Origin of the sequence: Bradyrhizobium sp. Tv2a-2, from assembly GCF_000472425.1 — a bacterium.
Classification (GTDB): Bacteria; Pseudomonadota; Alphaproteobacteria; order Rhizobiales; family Xanthobacteraceae; genus Bradyrhizobium.
The window spans coordinates 26,719-43,899 of record NZ_AXAI01000038.1; the positions used below are offsets into that span (position 1 = coordinate 26,719).

The window sequence follows — 17,181 nt, forward strand, 5'->3', positions numbered from 1 at the left end:
CCCGTGCGCGGCGCCCGCTTCTTATGGGGCGGACGCGGCTTGGGCAACCCTCTAAATCACCTCAAATCGGGACAATTTGGCCGTCATTTCGGATGGCAAAGCCGAGCCGCCGCGCGGCAAACCAGTAGCGCACCGCCACGCTTACGAGGATGCCGATCATGGCGCCCGCCACGACGTCGCTCGGATGATGGGCGAGCAGCACGAGCCGGCTCATGGCGATCAGGAGAGCATAGGCGAACATGAACAGGCGCAGCCGCGGCCAGACCGCGCCAACCGCGAAGGCGAGTGCAAACGCGGTCACCGCATGTGCGGACGGCAGGCTGAAATAGGGCTCGGTTCCGGTAAAGGGCACGAAGTTGAAGGCATTGGCCTTGCCACCCACGAACGGCCGGCCGCGGCCGATCGCGTATTTCAGCACCTCGGTGACGAGGTTCGCACACAACACAGCGACGAAGACATATTCGAGCTGCGTGCCGAAGCGCAGGAGCCTCGCGCGCGACGCGCCTTGGAGCAGCGGCAAAGCAGTCACGGTCACAATCAGCGCGGCGAACAGCGCCCACAGCACATAGGAATCCTTGCCGAAGTCGGTCACGGCGCGCGCCCACCAAACATCAGGGCTGCCGCGTGGCGGCATCAGCGCGATCTCAGTCGCATCGAAACCGACCAAGAGCACGATTACCAGTACGCCGCCAAGACCCGCGATCAGCAGCACGTCGCGTCCCAGTCGCTGCGCGGCAATGGAACGCCGCGCGTGGGTCGGCGTGCGCAGGAGCTGCACGACCGACAAACGCAGCAGCGCGACCAGTTGCACGACATAGCCGCGGGATTCGATCGTGGCGACCGAGGTCGACATCACTCCGTGCCTTCGGAGCGGAAGATCGAGATCGTGACCGCCCGCCCCTGCGAGATGTTGAAGCCCTCGATCCGGCTGTAGACATTGTAGCGCAGGCCGATCGCTTCGGCCCGCTGCACGAAATTGCGCTCGGTGCGGGCCTCGACAAGTGCAAAGCGGCAAGTTCCCTGGTTCAGGAAATCCGCCGCGCCCGAACCGTCCGTCAGCAATGTCGAGGTGCCGGTCATGAAGACGAGGCTGGGCTCCTGGAAGCCGGCCGCGGCTGCCTTCGGCCCGACACAGCGGACATTGCGCAGCGCGTGCGCGATCTCGGCGCTCGGAAACAAGGGCGTCAGCCTCGGCAGCACCACGCCGTAGACCGTGATAGCGAGCGCGAGCGCGGCAACCAGGGCGTTCAGCAGCGAATGTTCAGCGCGGTTGTCCTCATAGAGCCACCACGCGGCCAGTCCGAAAATCAGCGACACCGCCACGAAAGGCCAGGCCAGAAACACCGGTTGCCGGGTCACCCAGATCGCCCCGACCACGGCGATCAGCGAGGTGATGGCGGGAATCGCAAACCACCACGCCGCGCCCTTCATCAGCCAGGAGCGCGACAGCACGCTCCGCTCCACCGCGCCGGCGGTGAGGATCGCGATCGCCGGATAGAGCGGCAGCACGTAGTGCGGCAGCTTTGTCAACACCGCCTCGAACACGATCCAGGATGGAATCAGCCAAGCCAGGAGATATTGCGCACCGGGCTCGCGCCTCGCCCGCCACACCGCGGGCGCCGCCATCGCCGCCAGCGGCGCGCCGGGCCAGAAGGTGATCCAGAACAGGAGCAGATAGAGCCCTGGCGGCATGCCATGGGATTCCTGCGCGCTGAGCTTGCTCAACATGTCGCCGCCGACGGAGTCCGTGAAGAACGCATCGCCCGCGCGCCAGAAGATCGCGATGAACCAGGGCAGCACCAGCAGCAGCATCCACATCAGGCCCCAGATCGGACGCAGCCGCCATAGCCAGGCGGCGCCGCGGTCGAGGATCGCAAGCGTGACGATGGTGAGCCCTGCGAACATCAGGATCAGCGGGCCCTTGATGAGGACGCCGGCTGCGAGCGCCGTCCAGAAGATCGCCGGCCAGCTCCAGGGCGAATGGGCGGGATCCTCGCCGCGCTGCCAGGACAAATAGGGGCGCGCCATCGCGCCCATCGCGGCGACCACCGTGAGCAGCAGCATCGCGTCGGTCTTGGCGAGACGGGCTTCGACGCCGAGCAGCACGCAGCTACACATCAGGAGTGCCGCAAGCACGGCACCGCGCCGCGTCACGAAGGCAAGCGCGGTCCAATAGGTGAGCAGCACGGCGCCGATCGCTCCCAGCAGCGACGGCATACGGTAGACCCAGATGCGCAGTTGCGCACCCGGAAGGCCGAGGGCGCTCGCAGCTTGGACCGCGGCCGCCTGCATCCAATAGATTCCGACCGGCTTCTTGTACCGCACGTCCTCCTGGAAGCGGATGTCGACGAGGTCGCCGGTCTCCACCATCTGCTTGGTCGCCTGCGCAAAGCGCGCCTCGTCGCGATCGACCGGCGGAATGGTGAAGAATCCCGGCAGGAACAAAAGCAGGCCACAGAGCAGCAGGAACGCCACGGCGCGCGCGTGACTGCTGGTGACGAAGTCCAGGCCGCGCACGAGCCGGCTGCCCGGATTGACGAGGTTTTTCGGCTCGCGTCCGGCGCCAAAACGGGGGCGGGAATAGGTCTCAACCATTGGTTCCGCATACGCCGAAACCGCCAGCCCCACAACCGCTTAAGGCACATCTATTGGATTCTCACGACAACTGTGTCGGCAGCGCCAGTGGCATCGATCACAGTGAGCCTGGCAAAGCCCGGGCCCGGCGGATTGATCAGGCGCTGGCGGCGGCCATCGATCTCGCCGATCGATAGCCCGTTCACCAGCATTGTCAGCGGCAAAACCCCGCCCGAGACCCGGACCGGCATGGCAGCAGTCTCAGCTCCGCCCGAACGATCGACATCGATCCGGGAGCCATTGAGGGGGAACTGGATGTGCAGCACGGCTTGTTCCCCGCCACTTCGCACAAGTTCCCCCAAGGGACGGAACCGGCGCAGCGGCAGCGGAAGTTTTGTGTTACTGGCGACCAGCGCGCCTTTTGGCGGCTTGGGCAAGGCCTGCAGCACCTTGCCGCTGCGGGCGAAGGCATCGAACAAAATGGGCGCGGCCGTGTTGCGGCCGATCAGGCCGGGAACCGAGGCGCCGTCGGGGCGGCCGACCCAGACGCCGATTGTCATGCGGCCATCGAAGCCGACCGACCATGCGTCGCGATAGCCGTAGCTGGTTCCAGTTTTGAAGGCGATGCGGTTGCGCGGAGCGTTTTCCGGCGGCGGTGTGCCCAAAAGGACATCGCCGACGTCCCAGGCCGCGACCTTGTCCATCAGGCGCAGCGGTTCGCGGGGCTCGTCCTTGTCCATGATCTCGCGCAGTGGCCGCGTGGTGCCAAGCCGCGGCAGTCCGGAATAAAGCATCGCCAGATCCTGCAGCGTCACTCCGACGCCGCCGAGCCCCATCGCAAGGCCAGGCGCCTCATCCTTCGGCAGCACCAGATTGGCGCCGGCCTGCCGCAGCCGCGACGCCAATCGGCTGGAGCCGACGCGGTCGAGCAGTTCGATTGCGGGCACGTTGAGCGACAGCTGCAGCGCCCGGCGCACCGGCACCGTGCCCTGATAGGTCAGATCGAAATTCTCCGGCGCGTAGCTGCCGAAGCGGATCGGCCGGTCGTCGATCAGGCTTTCGGGATGGACAAAGCCGTCCTCGAAAGCGAGCCCATAGATGAACGGCTTCAGCGTCGAGCCGGGCGAGCGGATCGCGCGCGTCATGTCGACCTGCCCTGCCCGCGTCTCGTCGAAATAATCGGCCGAACCGACATGAGCGAGCACGTCGCCGGTCTCGTTGTCGACCACGATGACGGCGACCGAGATATTCGGGCCCAGTGCAGAGGCACGGTCATGCGCGAGTGGCTCGAGCACCTTCTGCAGGTTCGCATCGAGCGTCAGCTTGATGACCGGCGCGTCCTTCATCACCGCAATCGCCTGATCGGAGGAGTGCGGCGCCAGGATCGGCATCGGCCTGCGCATCCGCGGCACGGGTGCGGCCTTGGCCTGCGCCGCCTCATCGGCTGTGATGCGATGCTCCTCGACCATGCGATCGAGCACGCGGTCACGGCCCTCGCGCGCTCCGTCCGGATGACGATCGAGTCTGCGGGTTTCGGGCGATTGCGGCAGCGCCACCAGCAGCGCGGCCTCCGCCAGCGACAGCCGTTTCGGCTCCTTGCCGAAATAGGCGATGGAGGCGGCACGAATGCCTTCGAGATTGCCGCCATAAGGCGCCAGCGCGAGATAGAGATTGAGGATCTGGTCCTTGCCGAGCTCACGCTCGATCTCCAGCGCACGCACGATCTGCCGCAGCTTTGCATAGAGCGAGCGCTCGCGCCGCGGCTCCATCAGCCGCGCAAGCTGCATGGTGATGGTCGAGCCGCCCGACACGATATGGCCGCGCGTGGCAAGCTGAAATGCCGCCCGCGCCAGCGCCAGCGGATCGACGCCGGCATGGGAGGAGAACCGCTGATCCTCATAGGCGAGCAGCAGGTTGAGATAGGTCGGATCGACGTCCTTCCTGGCATCGACCGGCAACCGCCAGCGTCCATCCGCCATCGCATAGGCGCGCAACAGCTTGCCATTGCGGTCGACGACGGTGGTGGAGACCTCGCGCGCCTTGTCGAGCGGCAACGGGCCGAGGCAGACGGCCCAGGTGATGAACGCCGCGGCAGTGACGACAACAATGGCAGCCGCGATTGCCGCTGCGCGAACGAAGTGTCGCCCTTTGGCTCCGTCATCCACGCGAAACGCGGTCATTCCGGGATGGTCCGAAGGACCAGACCCGGAATCTCGAGATTCCGGGTTCGATACTTCGCATCGCCTCGGAACGACAGTCTCGCTACTCATCTCACCATCACTCATTTCGCCGCCCGCACCTCAACGCTGCCGGTGCCGGTGCGACCATAGCGCGAGGGATTGTACATGTCCTCGACATAGGCTTGCGGCAGCACGTATTTGCCCGGCGAGACGGCGCGCACGACATAGGCGACCGTGAACACCGATTTGGAATCGGTCGCACGGTCGATCGCTGCTGTGAAGCGGTCGTCGCGGAACTCGGCATTCGCAGCGTCGACGCCGTCCTCGATCCACTCCAGCGTTCCGCTGTCGCCGGAAGACACGAGATTCGGATTGTCGATCTCAAGCCCCGCCGGGAGATAATCCGACACCATGATGTGCCCATAGATCGGCTTGGGCTCGGTGATCTTCAAAACTACTGCGAAGCGGTCGTTTTGCCTCGCCTTGGTCACGTCGGCCGGCTTGCCGTCGAGCGTGTAGTAATTGCGCTCGATCGCAAAGCCGTTGGACGCTGCCGGCTCCGGAACGACAGGTGCGCCGGACACCGACACCACCACCTGCACCGGCGCATCGCCCGTGTTGGTGATCTTGAGCGGCTGGCCCGCCACCTCGGCTGCCCTGTAGCTGCGGTAGAGCGCTGTCTTGACCACGTCGCCGTTGACATCGAGCGCCAGCGTCTCCTTGGCGAGCGCGCGTGCCGCCAGCACCATCCACGCATTCTCCTGCGTCGAGGTGTAGGGCGTGAGCCCGCGCGCGACCTCGACCCGGGCGACCGCCTGCGTAATCGTCGCCCTCGGTGCGTTGCCCTCGGCTCCAAGCGAGACCAGCGCTGCGGCATCGCGCAGCTGCGAGCCGTAATCCGTGCGACCGAATTCCAGCACAGGCTTCGGGTTCAGGCTGTCGAGCGCCGCCGCATAGACCCGCTCAGCCCTGACCCGGTCGCCGACCAGCGCCAGCGCGGCCGCAAGCTGCGCCTTGGCGATCGGGGTCGCCAGATTGTTGAGCCTGGTGTCGGCGAGATAGCGCAGATCGCCGATGGGAGCAGCGCCGTTGCGGGCCAGCACATAGAGGCCATAAGCGAGATCGCGCCCGCCATCCTTCTCCGGCTCATTGGCATTGACCACGGAGTTTCGGATACGGTCGAGCGCGTTCTTGAACAGCACGTCCGGCACCGCAAACCCTTTCTCCCGCGCACGGGTCAGGAAGTCCATGACATAGGCATCGAGCCAGGCATCGTCGCCGCCCGCCGACCACAGACCGAACGAACCGTTCGAGCCCTGCCGGGCCAGCAGCCGTTCGATCGCGCTGCGAATGCGATCATCGACGCCTGTGTCCATGGCAAGATGCGCACCGCTGGCAAGCTCGTTGACATAGAGCAGCGGCATGGCGCGGCTCGTGATCTGCTCGGAGCAGCCGTAGGGATAGCGGTCGAGCGCTTGCAGGATCGCCGCCGCATCAAGCGCGGTGGACAGGCTTGCCGACAGCGCGACCGTACCGGTGCCCGGCACAAGTTCGGAGAACATGTCCGGGGTCAGCGACAGGCTTTCGCCCTTGGCCAAGGTGCGGATCGAACGGCGCGCGAGGATCTGCGTCGCAGGCTTCACATCGAGCGCATAGTGCCGGCCGAGCGTAAGCCCATTCGGCCCGTCGATCGCGACATCGATCTGCGCCGTACCGGCACCGCCGCCCTCGAGCGCCAGCGTGGTCGAGCTGCGCTGTTTGGCGGCGAGATGCAGGTTGGTCGCCGGGTTGCCCGAAACCTTCACTGGTCCCGAGGTCTTGACACTGATCGTGTAATCGCCGGCTGCGCCCTCGACATTGTCGAGGTCAAAACTCATGGTGCCGTGATCACCATTGAGCAGGAAGCGCGGCAGCGTCGCGGTCAGCACCACGGGATCGCGCACGGTGACGTCGATCGTGGCGCGACCGACCTTGGTAGCGCTCCAGGCCACCGCCATCACCCGCGCCGTGCCGGCGAAATCAGGGATGTCGAAACTGATCTCGGCGGTGCCGTCAGCGGCAACCGTCACGATGCCGGAATACAGCGCCAGCGGCTTCTGTGTCGGCGGCGCGCCGAGCAGCTCGCCACCGGCATCGCCGCCGGACTTGATCTGGCCGCGCGTGCCCTGCATGCCGTCGATCAACTGGCCGTAGAGATCGCGGATCTCAGCGGTGAGACGGCGCTGGCCGAGATAGTAATCGTCAGGTGCCGGCGGCTTGTAGTTGGTGAGATTGAGAATGCCGACATCGACCGCCGCAACCACGATCTTGGCGTCCTCACCCGGATTGAGCCCGGTCACCTTCACTGGAATCTTCAGCGTCGTGTTCGGCCGCACCAGCGCGGGCGGGGTGAGATCGACCGCAAGCCTCCGCGACTTCTTGTCGATGCCGAACCATTTCAGCCCGATCGCGCGCCCCGGCATGCGTTGCGCAGCGGCATCGAGCGGACGGCGCAAGGTCGCCAGCACGTAGGCGCCGCTGCCCCAATCGCTGCCGACAGGAATCTTGACCTGCGTGGTGCCTTCCTTGACGTCGACGGTCTGCGTCGTCAGCAGCCGGTCGCCGAGCACGTTGACTGTCAGCTTGCCGGCGACGCGCGTGTTCACCGACACCGTCATCGTGTCGCCGGACTGATATTCCGGCTTGTCGATCGAGGTCTCCAGGAGGTCAGGTGTATCGGCGCTGCCGTCGGAATACCAGCCGACATCGAACTGCACCGAGGTGATCGGCCCGTCCGCCTGGTTCGACTTCACGTCCAGCCGGTAGCGGCCGGGCTGCGGCGCCAAGCTGATGCGGCTCGGTTGGTCGGCGGCAATCACCAGATCGCCGTCGGCAACGCGGCTGGTCGATTTCACCGGCTCGAAATCCCAATAGGAGTTCTGCCGATACCACTGCCAGCGCGACTCGATCTTCATGAGCTCGTAGCGCAGCCCGTCGCGCGGCAGCCTCTTGCCGTCAGGCGAGACGAAGACGACATCGAACTCCGCCTTGTCGCCTTCTGCCACGTTACGGTCGCCGAACAGCGGCTTCACGCCGATCTCTGCGGCCGTTGGCGCCACCGGCAGCACCAGCTTGCGCTCGACGGCGCGGCCGCCGCTCTCGGCCATGCGGATGAAGATCTGCGCCTCCTGCGGCCGGGTCGAGGTCGGCGGTTTCGGCAGGCTCACCGGGAAGGTCGCACTGCCATTGGCGTCCGACTCCGGCAAGTTCTCAATCGGCGTGCGCTCGTTGGAGGTGGTCTCGGCGTCATCGACGCCGAACTGGTATCCTGCAAAGCCCGGCCGCTCGGCGGCGGGCGCCACCAAGACGTCGCCTTCGAGCTGGAGGTTCGAGGCTGGCGCGCCATAGAGGAAATGACCGTCGACCTTAAGCTCCACCGGCGCATCCGGTTTGATCAGCTTGTCCCTGGAATCAAGCGCGAATTCCAGCCGCTCGGGGATGTAATCCTCGACCATGAAGGTGGTTTCGCCGACGGAGGCGCCCTTCGGGTCGGTGAACGCCCGCACCCGCCAGGTCCCGGCCGGCACCGCCGAATTGAGCGGCAATGACAGTGAGCGCCCGCCGGCGCCCTGGTCGGGCAGCACGGCGCGACGGAACTCGACGCCATCGGGCCGTTCGACCACCAGCGTCAGCGGCGTACCTGATAGTGCATTGCCCTTGCCGTCACGCAGCAGCGCGGTCAGGTACACCGTCTCATTGGAGCGGTAGACGCCGCGCTCGGCATAGACGAAGGCATCGGCGCCTGATGGCACCGGCCGCCCGGTCACCCCCCGGTCGGACAGGTCGAACGGGTTGGATTTGAGACTGAGGAAGGCGTAGTCGGTCTTCTCGCCTGACACGGTGAGCATCGCCGGCGACAATCCGCCCTCGCCGCGCGCAAAGCCCGGCTCGAACAGCACGTGGCCGGAGTCATCGGTCTTGCGGGTGGCCAGGATCTCATTGTTGCGCGCGATCAACCGCACTTCGGCGCGCGCGACCGGGTCAGTCGACGCAAGCGAATTGACGAAGACATGAATGCCGTCATTGCCTGAGAAGGCCGTCAGCCCAAGATCAGAGACGATGAACCATTGGGTGGCGATCTGGTTGTCGTCAGCGCCATTGCTGCCGGGGCTCTTTGGCGAGGCAGTCATCACATAGACGCCGGGCTGCAGGTCGCCGAGCACCTCGTCGACCGGGAACGCCGTGGTGACATCCTGGTTGAGCGTAGTCGTGGTCGCGAGTTCGCCCGACCAGACCTTCTGCCCCCGGCTATCGCCCAGATCCGACAGCGCATAGCGGTTGATCTGCTGCTGGAAGTCGGAATCGATCACCGCATTGATCAAATTGCGGTCGCCGATCCGGTAGACCTCGACTGTAACAGCCGGCGTGTTGACGCTGACCAGCGGAATGCCGCGCTGGCCGGTGCGCGGCAGCACATAGGCACGCTCAGTGAAGCGCACGAACGGCTTGCGGTCGCGGACATAAATGTTGAACTCGGCCGATTTCGGCAGGCCCTCCTTCACGGTCGACGGTAGTCCGGCGCGCAAATTGACGTTGTAGCGCTCGCCGTGCCGCAGCCCCTCGACGCAGAGCTGCTTCTCCTCCGACGACACCGCCGGCTTATCGGCGCCGGCCAGCGCCACAAAGGGCGTGAAGTCGGTGCGCTTGGCCAAATCCTCGGAGAACTGGAAACAGGCCCGGGGCGATGCTGAATCGGAATCGACTGTGTAATCGAGCAGGCGGAAGCCGTGCTCGTCGCGCAGCTTCTCGTACTGGCCGCGGACGTCGGCGACCTCCCTGCCCTCGAGCGACAGTCGCAGCGCATCCAGCGCCGGCCGCCACAGATGCCGGTCGGAGAACGAGCGGCCGAGCACGGCAAGCGCATCCGCTTCATCGAGCGGGCTCGCGGCGCGCTGATAGGCGATATAGGCCGCGGTCGAGGCGCGTTCGAGCAGGAACGTCTGTTCGGTCGGGTTCTTCGGCACGATCTGGAGGATCGACCGCGCCAGCCGAAGCCAGTTGCCGGAGTCTTCAGGCGCGACCGCAGCAATCTGCCCCAGGATCTGCAGGCCCGAGCGGAAATCATTGCGCCGGAAGGCGGTGTCGGCATCCGCTTTCAAGACGCCGGTCGATTTGCTGACCGGCCCCGCCTCTCCCTTGATCTGCGCCTCCAGCTTGATCGCGGCATCCGCGAGGTCGTCGCGCCTGAAGGCCTTGTCCGACGCATGCACTGAGGCATGGCCAAGCGCCAGCGCGGCGCAGACGGCCACGGCGCGAATCAAACCGATCATGAGGAAACTCCCTGGGGGCCGCAAATCGAAGGCGGCGGGCATAAAAAACTGCGGAAAGGTGACGGCCCGATGGCGCGAAAGCAAACGTAAAAATCAGTCGCAATCCGCATGGCCCAGCCAAAAACCGTAACGGAGCCTTGATAGGCTGGCCCCGGATGCGCGGCGCAGCATTGCGGGCGGACCGGACGCGGTCCGCTCACGCGCTTTGTCGTCTATTCATCAGATTCGGTTCGCAAAAACCCTTTCCGTCACAGCGGATTTTTCATATTGACGGTGGTATGAAGGGGGCAAGCCGATGCGGCCACCGGCGCAACCGCCGGCCGGCCCCAAGAGCGATGCCATGGCAATGGTCCCATAGCTCAACTGGATAGAGTAGCGGATTTCTACTCCGCGGGTTGCAGGTTCGAGTCCTGCTGGGATCGCCAGCAAAAATCCTTTTAGATCAAAGGGATTTAGCGATTTCGGCCGGAAAAAACTACACGTTTCGCTTAGAACATTAGCTGATCAAAGCTGGTCTAAGCCGGCCTTATTGGCACAAAAACCCCGAAGAAATTCCCGAAGTAGTTCCGCCCTGCGGAACGAAATCGCTCATACCTGCGGCATTTTCCGGTATTATGTTGCCGTAGTAACTCATCTAACGAATTCGCCCTTAAGTAGAATCGTGGCGAATGTGAAACTTTTAGGTTTTCGGGGAATGCTCGCGGCCATCTCGAGCGGCCGCGGGAGACTTGCACCATGAGCGGCCGCGATCGCATGTCCGACAGCGCCCCAGCTTATGCCCTCTTGATTGTCCTCGGCGCGCTCGCCGGCCTCGTCGCTTTGATCGTCGCGGCCGTGCACTTGCTGCTCTGACGGAACGGCCCGCGATCGAGACAACATCGATCGCAGGCCGTGGCGACTCGGCGTAGCTTTGCTAGGGCGTGTACTCATAAACGCCTTGCGTCTGCGTGTGATTATGCGCTCACAACCATGTGAAGCTTCCAAGGCGGGAGCCCAGCCCAACCGCTTTCCGCGCGCGTCGGCGTGGTAAAACGGCGTTGCCGCGCTGCGCATCAAGGGTGCTGGGTGGGGTCCGCGGCGCTAGGACCGGGGCGGCGTCTGACCGGGTCTTGGTTGATCATGCCGCCGGCGACCCCGTCGAGTTCGGCTTCGATCAGTTCACGCACTTCAATTTCACGCGTTTCGATTTCACGCACTTCAATCATGACTTTCCTCTCGGGGGCTGCATGTGAATCATCTGGTGCGGATGACAACATATCGGCCTCGCCTCGACTGTGATGTGCGGCACACTGGGCCTTCTGCTTCGAGGCACAAACTGGAAAACAACCGCGCACAAGCTCATTGGCGAGCGACCGGTTGAATCAGACATTCGTGATGGCCGTCACATAGCGGCGAGAGCGGTGATGCTAAATATGGTCGCAGGCGCGGATGATAGCGTCGACTAATTCAAGGGAGAAACGTGATGACTGCAAATGCAATCACTGCAAAGAGCGAAGCTCTGGAGCTGCACGAGTTGTCCTCCGAGGAGCTCGATGCGGTGGCTGGCGGCTCGCCCCAGAGTCAGAGTGGTGGGAGGGGTCCGATGGGCACACTTAACCAGATAATGCAGATGGTCCAGCAGATGCAGACAGGGGGCTAAATCAAAAGAGAAAACCCCTCCTCAAGGACGGGTGGGTACCTGCGTCGAAGGGGCGGCGGCCTCGCTCGGGAGACCGCTGCCGCTCTAGATTTATGAGTACATGCCCTAGTTACTGCGTTGGGGCGTTCTGCCAATCCAAACCCCAGCACCGTTTCCCGCGGGGCAAGGTGACATGACAGAACTGCACATCGCCTGTCTTCTGATTGATGTACCAGATGCCCGGCATGTTTCCTGGCGATACCGGATCACGTCCTGGGATCATCGGCTGTGCAGTGAGGTCACCGCTACCCGGCATCTTAAATTCATTATCTAAGCGACTTTGGCAGGCCATTTGCCGAATATCGCTCCCAAGTATGACGACCGCACAGGTCACAGCCCTCGAAAGTTCGTTATCCAAAACGAGTGCTTGATAAGCTGTGTCCCCCCTGCGTGATCTGTTAACATTCAGCGGGAAGATTTGATACCGCTCTGCTAAAGCGGCGGTTCCTTGGGACAAAAGTACTAAGGCAACGATACTCGCACGGATCATATGTTCCCCCTTGCAACGTCTCCGTGAACACGGCGGAGACAATTCCCAAGAGTTGCCGATCGTTCACCTAGATTGCAAGCACAAAAAGGGTGTGCGGTGACACCAGATTGCTTCCCCGCGCACATCTAATTCACTTGGGCGCCGACATTCCTGACTGACATCGCTCCGTAACCTTCATTGGTCGACGACCTCGACGCGCGCCGTGCCTTGGCCCGCAAAACCGAGCGCGCCGGCGACGCCATGGCTGACGTCGATCACGCGGCCGGTCCAGGCCGCCGGCCCGTAGTCGTTGACGTAGCATCGCGCCGATCGGCCGGTCGCGAGATCTGTCACCACGACCCAACGCCAGCGCCTGGTCCGCATGGCGCAGGTCGGCCCCTCCGGATTGAACCGCGCGCCGCTCGCCGTATAGCGGCCGCTTTCCTTGCCGTACCAGCTCGCGAGGCCGCTCTCGGCGTGCGCGAGCTCGAGGCCGCCGGCGATCGCGACCACCAGCGCCACCAGGACAACCAGGCGCGTCATGGCCGGCCGATCGGCGTCGCGACACGCTGCTGCGCCTCGAGCAGCCGCACACGCGCCTCGTGGTCGGCGAGGATCTTTTGCTGCGCGGTCGATTCCACGCGCAGCGCGCGAATCTCGGCGGCGTGCTCGACCTGGCCGACGTTCATCGTGTCGAGCTTGCGCGAGATCTCGTCGATCGTGGAAACGCCGCGATTGCCCATCCAGAGCGCCGCCGGAAGAATGAGCCCTGTCGCAATCACCATTGCGACGCGAGCAAACAACGTCAACGCAACGCTATTGACGAGCTTTTCGCTCGCCGTCCTTTCCTGGTCGGCCGTTGCCCCGCCTTTTCCAATTTCTGAAACAAAATCCCCGGCCGGCCGCATTCCCCCGCGGCCGGCCGGCAGGCCTTGTCATGCGTTCAGGCGTTCTCTTTGCAGCGATGCTCGCAGCGTCCAGTGTGTCCGCCGACGATCAGCCGTTGACCATCGGCCAACTGCTCGGACAAGGCTGGGAGGTTGCCGGTTATGCGAGCGGCTATGACAATCGGACCTCGCTCATCCTGTTCCGCAAACCGGGCATCAACGCACTGGTGCAATGCAGCGCGTTGTACGACGTGACGCGCAATCCGCGAACCATAGTGAACTGCTACGAGCTGCGGTGATAGAACGCACCAGCGAGGCTCGCAGCGCTCGGGCTGGTTCGCCATGTGCATTTGGCGCGCTGTGGTCGTCACAGTCACCTCGCCCGGTTCGGCATGCACTGTGGTGCTGGGCCCTTTTGTCCGATAGCTAATATTCACCCTTCGTTAACCGCTCAGCACCACAACGCCTCTTCTTCACGGTCTGGCCGTTTCGTCGCCCGAATCACAATGACAACTCGGGGCGCTGTCTCATCGAGATTGGGTGAGCACATGAGAGGCACTAGGCCAACTCCAGTCAGAATCCTGAGCGTCACGATCAACGATGTCGAGCATCACGGGGCCTATTTCGTTCAGGGCTCAATGGTGCATGTTCGATCCCCGTTCGGAGCCGAAGCAACCCAACTCGGAGGGGCACCGCCAGAGATGATCGCAAAAATGCTGCTCGCGGACCTGGTCCGCGGCGGGCGCTGATGTTAGGCCGCCACCCGCGCCCCCTTCGGCCAATAGAATGAAAAGACCGGTCGGATTGCTAAGACGGTTGCAAACATGCCAGCGGCGGATCCCGCTTCCCAGCGGCGAAGAGCTGCACACGTTACGCGACCGGCAACTTCATCGCCAAATTGCCGAAGGCCAAGCACGACGAGCCACAATGGCGTGCGGCAATCGAGGCGCTGATGCTCGTGGTCGAGCGCGGCGGCGATACCATGGTGCCCCGTATCGGCATCGTGCGGGCGTTGTACTCCAACGTAGCACCGCGACCGCCCCCCGAAGGGGCGGCGGGGTCGTCCCTTGCGGTCTCGATTGGCTGGGTTAGCGCAGAGACCTGGTCAGGAGAGGGGTCTGCTGCGGGGATGACGCGGACAATGCCGTCGCGGCCTGCGCGAAATGCGATTGGCCGCCGAAATCGCCCGCCATCATCTGATTCAGGAGGGCGTACGCCCTCGTACCGGCGCTTGAGGCGAGATCGGGCGTGGTGCCGAGGTTGGGCACGGTGCCCGACCTCGATGCTCCGGCCTCGCTCAGCGTCGCTGCCGGACTGGCGAAGTCGGGATGACTGTTGAGCAACTGAGCGACGTCGCCTAAAGACGCGCCGCCCCTCAAGCCCGACCCGGTCAGGACTGGTGTGGCAGGATCGGTCGGGGCGGCGATGCCCCGGCTGAGGCCCGGCCTGCTTGTGAGTGGTGTGGCAGGATCGGTCGGGGCGGCGATGCCGCCGCTGAGGCCCGGCCTGCTCGTGAGTGGTGTGGCAGGATCGGTCGGGGCGGCGGCGCCGCCGCCCGAGACCGGAGCGATCGGCGTCGTCGTGCCGCCCACGCCCGTCCAACCGGCCGCCTGGGCCCCAGTGACGACCGTCGTATTGCGGAAATCGGCGGTAACGCTCTCGGTTGGACCCGAGTTCCGATAGAGTCCTTCCTCCCAATAGGTGGGCGCTCCATAGCCCAGCGGACCCGAATAATTCACGACCTGGGTGCCGTTGACCGAGACGTGCAGATAGCCACCGCCGGTGTTGGATACATTGGCCTGTATTTGAATATTATTATACTGGCCAGGTGTAATGGGATTGGGGTCGGTCCAGAGCGTCAGCATAGTTGGACTGCCGGGATTCTGACCGGGGGAGGAGTAGCGAGCAACAACTTGCAGATGATTGCCAGCAAGTTGAATCGCAAACGGGGGCGACGTCGCCGCACCACTCACTTCGTCTTCGTTGTGCATTTCTCCGGTGACAAACCATGACGCCGTGTTGGTGAACGTGTTGTTGGGCCCGTTCGGCTGCACCATAAACTGATAGTCGATGGCAACCGGAGTCCCCGGCTGAATGTAGCCGCCCGCGGAACCGTCAACTTCGGCCCGATCCTTACTCGAGGGATCGAACCAGGCGTGATCGCCCCGCTGGATCTCAAATTGCAAAGTCTGCGGATCGGGATTGGTCAGGCTATAACTCCGGCCCGCCGTCTCAACTTCGAATGCGGCGCCACCGATATCAATGTAGGTTTTCGGTGCGGGCGCAAATTTTGTAATCGTGCCGGTCGTATCCAATTTCAGATCTCCATCGCGTTAGGATGTTGAGTTGACGAGGGCATTCCACCACCGCGTATCGCAAAGGCGCGCAACATACTGCGTGCTCGCGGCTCGCGCCGCGAACAGACTTCAAAGCAGCGGAGATCTGATTTTGCCCACCCGACTGCTGGGCGGTTGGTTAATGAGCGAGTATGGCAAAAAAAATAGGTGAGCATGGCGACATTTTGAATCGCATGGCCCCACCTGTGGCATATGGGCCGGAGGCGCTTCGCTTGGCGATCAGCGCACGTTCGCCAAGGTCGAGTGCATCCCAAGCGTCCAAGAATGGAAGGCCAAGCGACGTCCATCGGCGCAGCCGACACACTCAGTTGACGGCAGTGATCACCTCTCTGTTGAGGGCAGATCGATTGTTGCGGTGCGTCTCGGTGAGCACGCGAAGCGTCAAGACCATGGCCTCTTCGCCGTGGTTCTTGAGCAGGTGCTCAATCGTATTGCGACACCAGGTTTCAAGCTCGCCGCACCTCTGGCCAATCGGATTGAACCTGATCCCGAATTGCCGACAGAGTTTGCGGGCAGCGCTCGCCATTGATCGCAACTCCTGAAACATCGCCGGCCGCCGCGCGCTCATCCGGCGTCGGCGGCCGGGATTTCGGCGAGGTGGCTGACACCCTCGCCAACAAACAAACCAATCAGCCCGCGAGCGAAAAGGTGCCCCCGGCTCGTAAGCCCGAGGGCCAGTTTGAGCCGCGCGCCCAAGAAAATAGCGCGGCCTTCAGCCCTGATAGCCGTACACGTTGACGCTGTTGTTGGTATTGCCGGACCCAAGCGACGGACAGGATACGGTGATTGCCGTGTTGGAAGCCGAGAATGCGCGTGCACTGGCCTTGCTGAGCGGCCGGAGGCCAACAAACTAGTGACGCCTGGTGCGATCCAAAAAGTAGACGCGAATAGACGCTTTGGGTGGCGCCACTGCCGATCGAGATCCCCGGATTGTGACTTGGGTCACGGCGAGAACGAGCCCGAAGAGAGGACATTCTCTCTTCCTAAACAAAGGAGGATCGAGACATGAGCGACGAACTTCACGAGCTATCCATCGGCGATCTCGATGAGGTCAGCGGTGGCATCTATAGGAACTTCACCCCTGGCGTGTTCCTCACGCCATCTATCCCCATCCCGCCGCCCGAGCCGGCGACGGCCCTGGCACCAGGGGACTGGTCTTGGGAGGGCAACGGCCAATCGTTGGCTAAATAGACGCTCGCCCCACACGCACACGCTCTAAAATCGCCCTCGCCCGCGCGACGGTCTGCAGCGCTGGTCGCGCCAAGCGGATGATCTGGGCGCCTGCTTCCGGCGGTGCCGGGTGCTGCCAAGGCCTGACCGGAGGCCCGCCGCACCCGGCGACCACGCGGGCGCCGAAGTGGGGTCGAGGATGGCGCCGCTACGCCAGCTAATAACGTGGCTGGTGGCCGATGGTTGCCGATCGTCAGATTTGCAAAACGCGCCTGGCGCGCTCTAGCTGTGGAGCCTCAAGAGGTTATACCCGGCCAAGCCGAGCCTGCTGATTGGTGGTACAGACCCGATACTGCCATGAGGACGATGCCAATTGTAGCGGTGGAGCCATCTTGGCAACTCGGCGGCGCGTTCTCTTGAGGTGTTGTAGGCCTGGGCGTAAGCCCACTCGCGCAGGCTGGTTTGAATGAAGCGCTCGGCCTTGCCGTTGGTTTGTGGGGTGTAGGGCTTGGTGCGGATGTGTTTGAGGCCGAGGCGCTTGCAGGCCTTCTGGAAGG

The 17,181-nt window shown here is 63.7% G+C and carries 12 protein-coding genes and 1 tRNA gene; 3 read left to right on the forward strand and 10 right to left on the reverse strand.

What is annotated here, in order from left to right; genetic code table 11:
• Positions 1 to 61 precede the first annotated feature (61 nt).
• The 4 genes from A3AI_RS0138745 to A3AI_RS0138760 form a co-directional block, all read right to left on the reverse strand.
• On the reverse strand, positions 62 to 853 hold the full coding sequence (locus tag A3AI_RS0138745; protein WP_024520648.1) for a phosphatase PAP2 family protein: 792 nt from the start codon (positions 851 to 853) through the stop codon (positions 62 to 64).
• On the reverse strand, positions 853 to 2,595 hold the full coding sequence (locus A3AI_RS0138750) for an ArnT family glycosyltransferase (RefSeq protein ID WP_024520649.1): 1,743 nt from the start codon (positions 2,593 to 2,595) through the stop codon (positions 853 to 855). Before A3AI_RS0138750 ends, A3AI_RS0138745 begins: the two co-directional genes overlap by 1 nt.
• Before the next feature lie 50 nt (positions 2,596 to 2,645).
• The gene (gene pbpC, locus A3AI_RS0138755) at positions 2,646 to 4,754 is read right to left on the reverse strand and encodes a penicillin-binding protein 1C (RefSeq protein ID WP_198030338.1); all 2,109 of its coding nucleotides are present in this window, start codon (positions 4,752 to 4,754) and stop codon (positions 2,646 to 2,648) included.
• Between the two features lie 101 nt (positions 4,755 to 4,855).
• Positions 4,856 to 10,063 carry an alpha-2-macroglobulin family protein gene (locus A3AI_RS0138760; protein WP_024520651.1) on the reverse strand — a complete coding sequence of 1,736 codons (5,208 nt, stop codon included), beginning with the start codon at positions 10,061 to 10,063 and terminating at the stop codon, positions 4,856 to 4,858.
• A 348-nt stretch (positions 10,064 to 10,411) separates the two neighbouring features.
• On the opposite strand from A3AI_RS0138760, the gene A3AI_RS0138765 reads away from it, so the two are divergent.
• A tRNA-Arg gene (locus A3AI_RS0138765) sits at positions 10,412 to 10,488 on the forward strand.
• Between the two features lie 627 nt (positions 10,489 to 11,115).
• On the opposite strand, the gene A3AI_RS48440 is transcribed toward A3AI_RS0138765, so the two are convergent.
• From A3AI_RS48440 to A3AI_RS49680, 3 genes are all read right to left on the reverse strand, one after another.
• Positions 11,116 to 11,268, reverse strand: a complete 153-nt coding sequence (locus A3AI_RS48440; RefSeq protein ID WP_156928139.1) for a hypothetical protein — start codon at positions 11,266 to 11,268, stop codon at positions 11,116 to 11,118.
• 1,137 nt (positions 11,269 to 12,405) lie between these two features.
• Entirely contained in the window at positions 12,406 to 12,753 is a 348-nt protein-coding gene (locus A3AI_RS44460) for a septal ring lytic transglycosylase RlpA family protein (protein ID WP_024520652.1), read from the reverse strand.
• Positions 12,750 to 12,953 carry a hypothetical protein gene (locus A3AI_RS49680; RefSeq protein WP_245287051.1) on the reverse strand — a complete coding sequence of 68 codons (204 nt, stop codon included), beginning with the start codon at positions 12,951 to 12,953 and terminating at the stop codon, positions 12,750 to 12,752. The genes A3AI_RS44460 and A3AI_RS49680 overlap by 4 nt, the downstream gene beginning before the upstream one ends.
• 194 nt (positions 12,954 to 13,147) lie before the next feature.
• Here A3AI_RS49680 and A3AI_RS0138795 point away from each other — a divergent pair, with 194 nt between their 5' ends.
• Positions 13,148 to 13,396 carry a hypothetical protein gene (locus A3AI_RS0138795; protein WP_024520654.1) on the forward strand — a complete coding sequence of 83 codons (249 nt, stop codon included), beginning with the start codon at positions 13,148 to 13,150 and terminating at the stop codon, positions 13,394 to 13,396.
• A 789-nt stretch (positions 13,397 to 14,185) separates the two neighbouring features.
• Here the strand turns inward: A3AI_RS0138795 and A3AI_RS0138810 are convergent.
• Complete coding sequence (locus A3AI_RS0138810) at positions 14,186 to 15,412, reverse strand: heparin lyase I family protein (protein WP_024520656.1); 1,227 nt, start codon at positions 15,410 to 15,412, stop codon at positions 14,186 to 14,188.
• A 346-nt stretch (positions 15,413 to 15,758) separates the two neighbouring features.
• A complete protein-coding gene (locus A3AI_RS0138815) occupies positions 15,759 to 15,980 on the reverse strand; it encodes a hypothetical protein (protein ID WP_156928140.1) in 222 nt (73 codons plus the stop codon).
• 479 nt (positions 15,981 to 16,459) lie between these two features.
• Between A3AI_RS0138815 and A3AI_RS0138825 the strand changes: the two genes are divergently transcribed.
• Positions 16,460 to 16,645 carry a hypothetical protein gene (locus A3AI_RS0138825; protein WP_024520658.1) on the forward strand — a complete coding sequence of 62 codons (186 nt, stop codon included), beginning with the start codon at positions 16,460 to 16,462 and terminating at the stop codon, positions 16,643 to 16,645.
• Between the two features lie 261 nt (positions 16,646 to 16,906).
• Here the strand turns inward: A3AI_RS0138825 and A3AI_RS46870 are convergent.
• Positions 16,907 to 17,181 (reverse strand): integrase core domain-containing protein (locus A3AI_RS46870; RefSeq protein WP_024520659.1); only part of this gene is annotated, 275 nt, incomplete at its 5' end.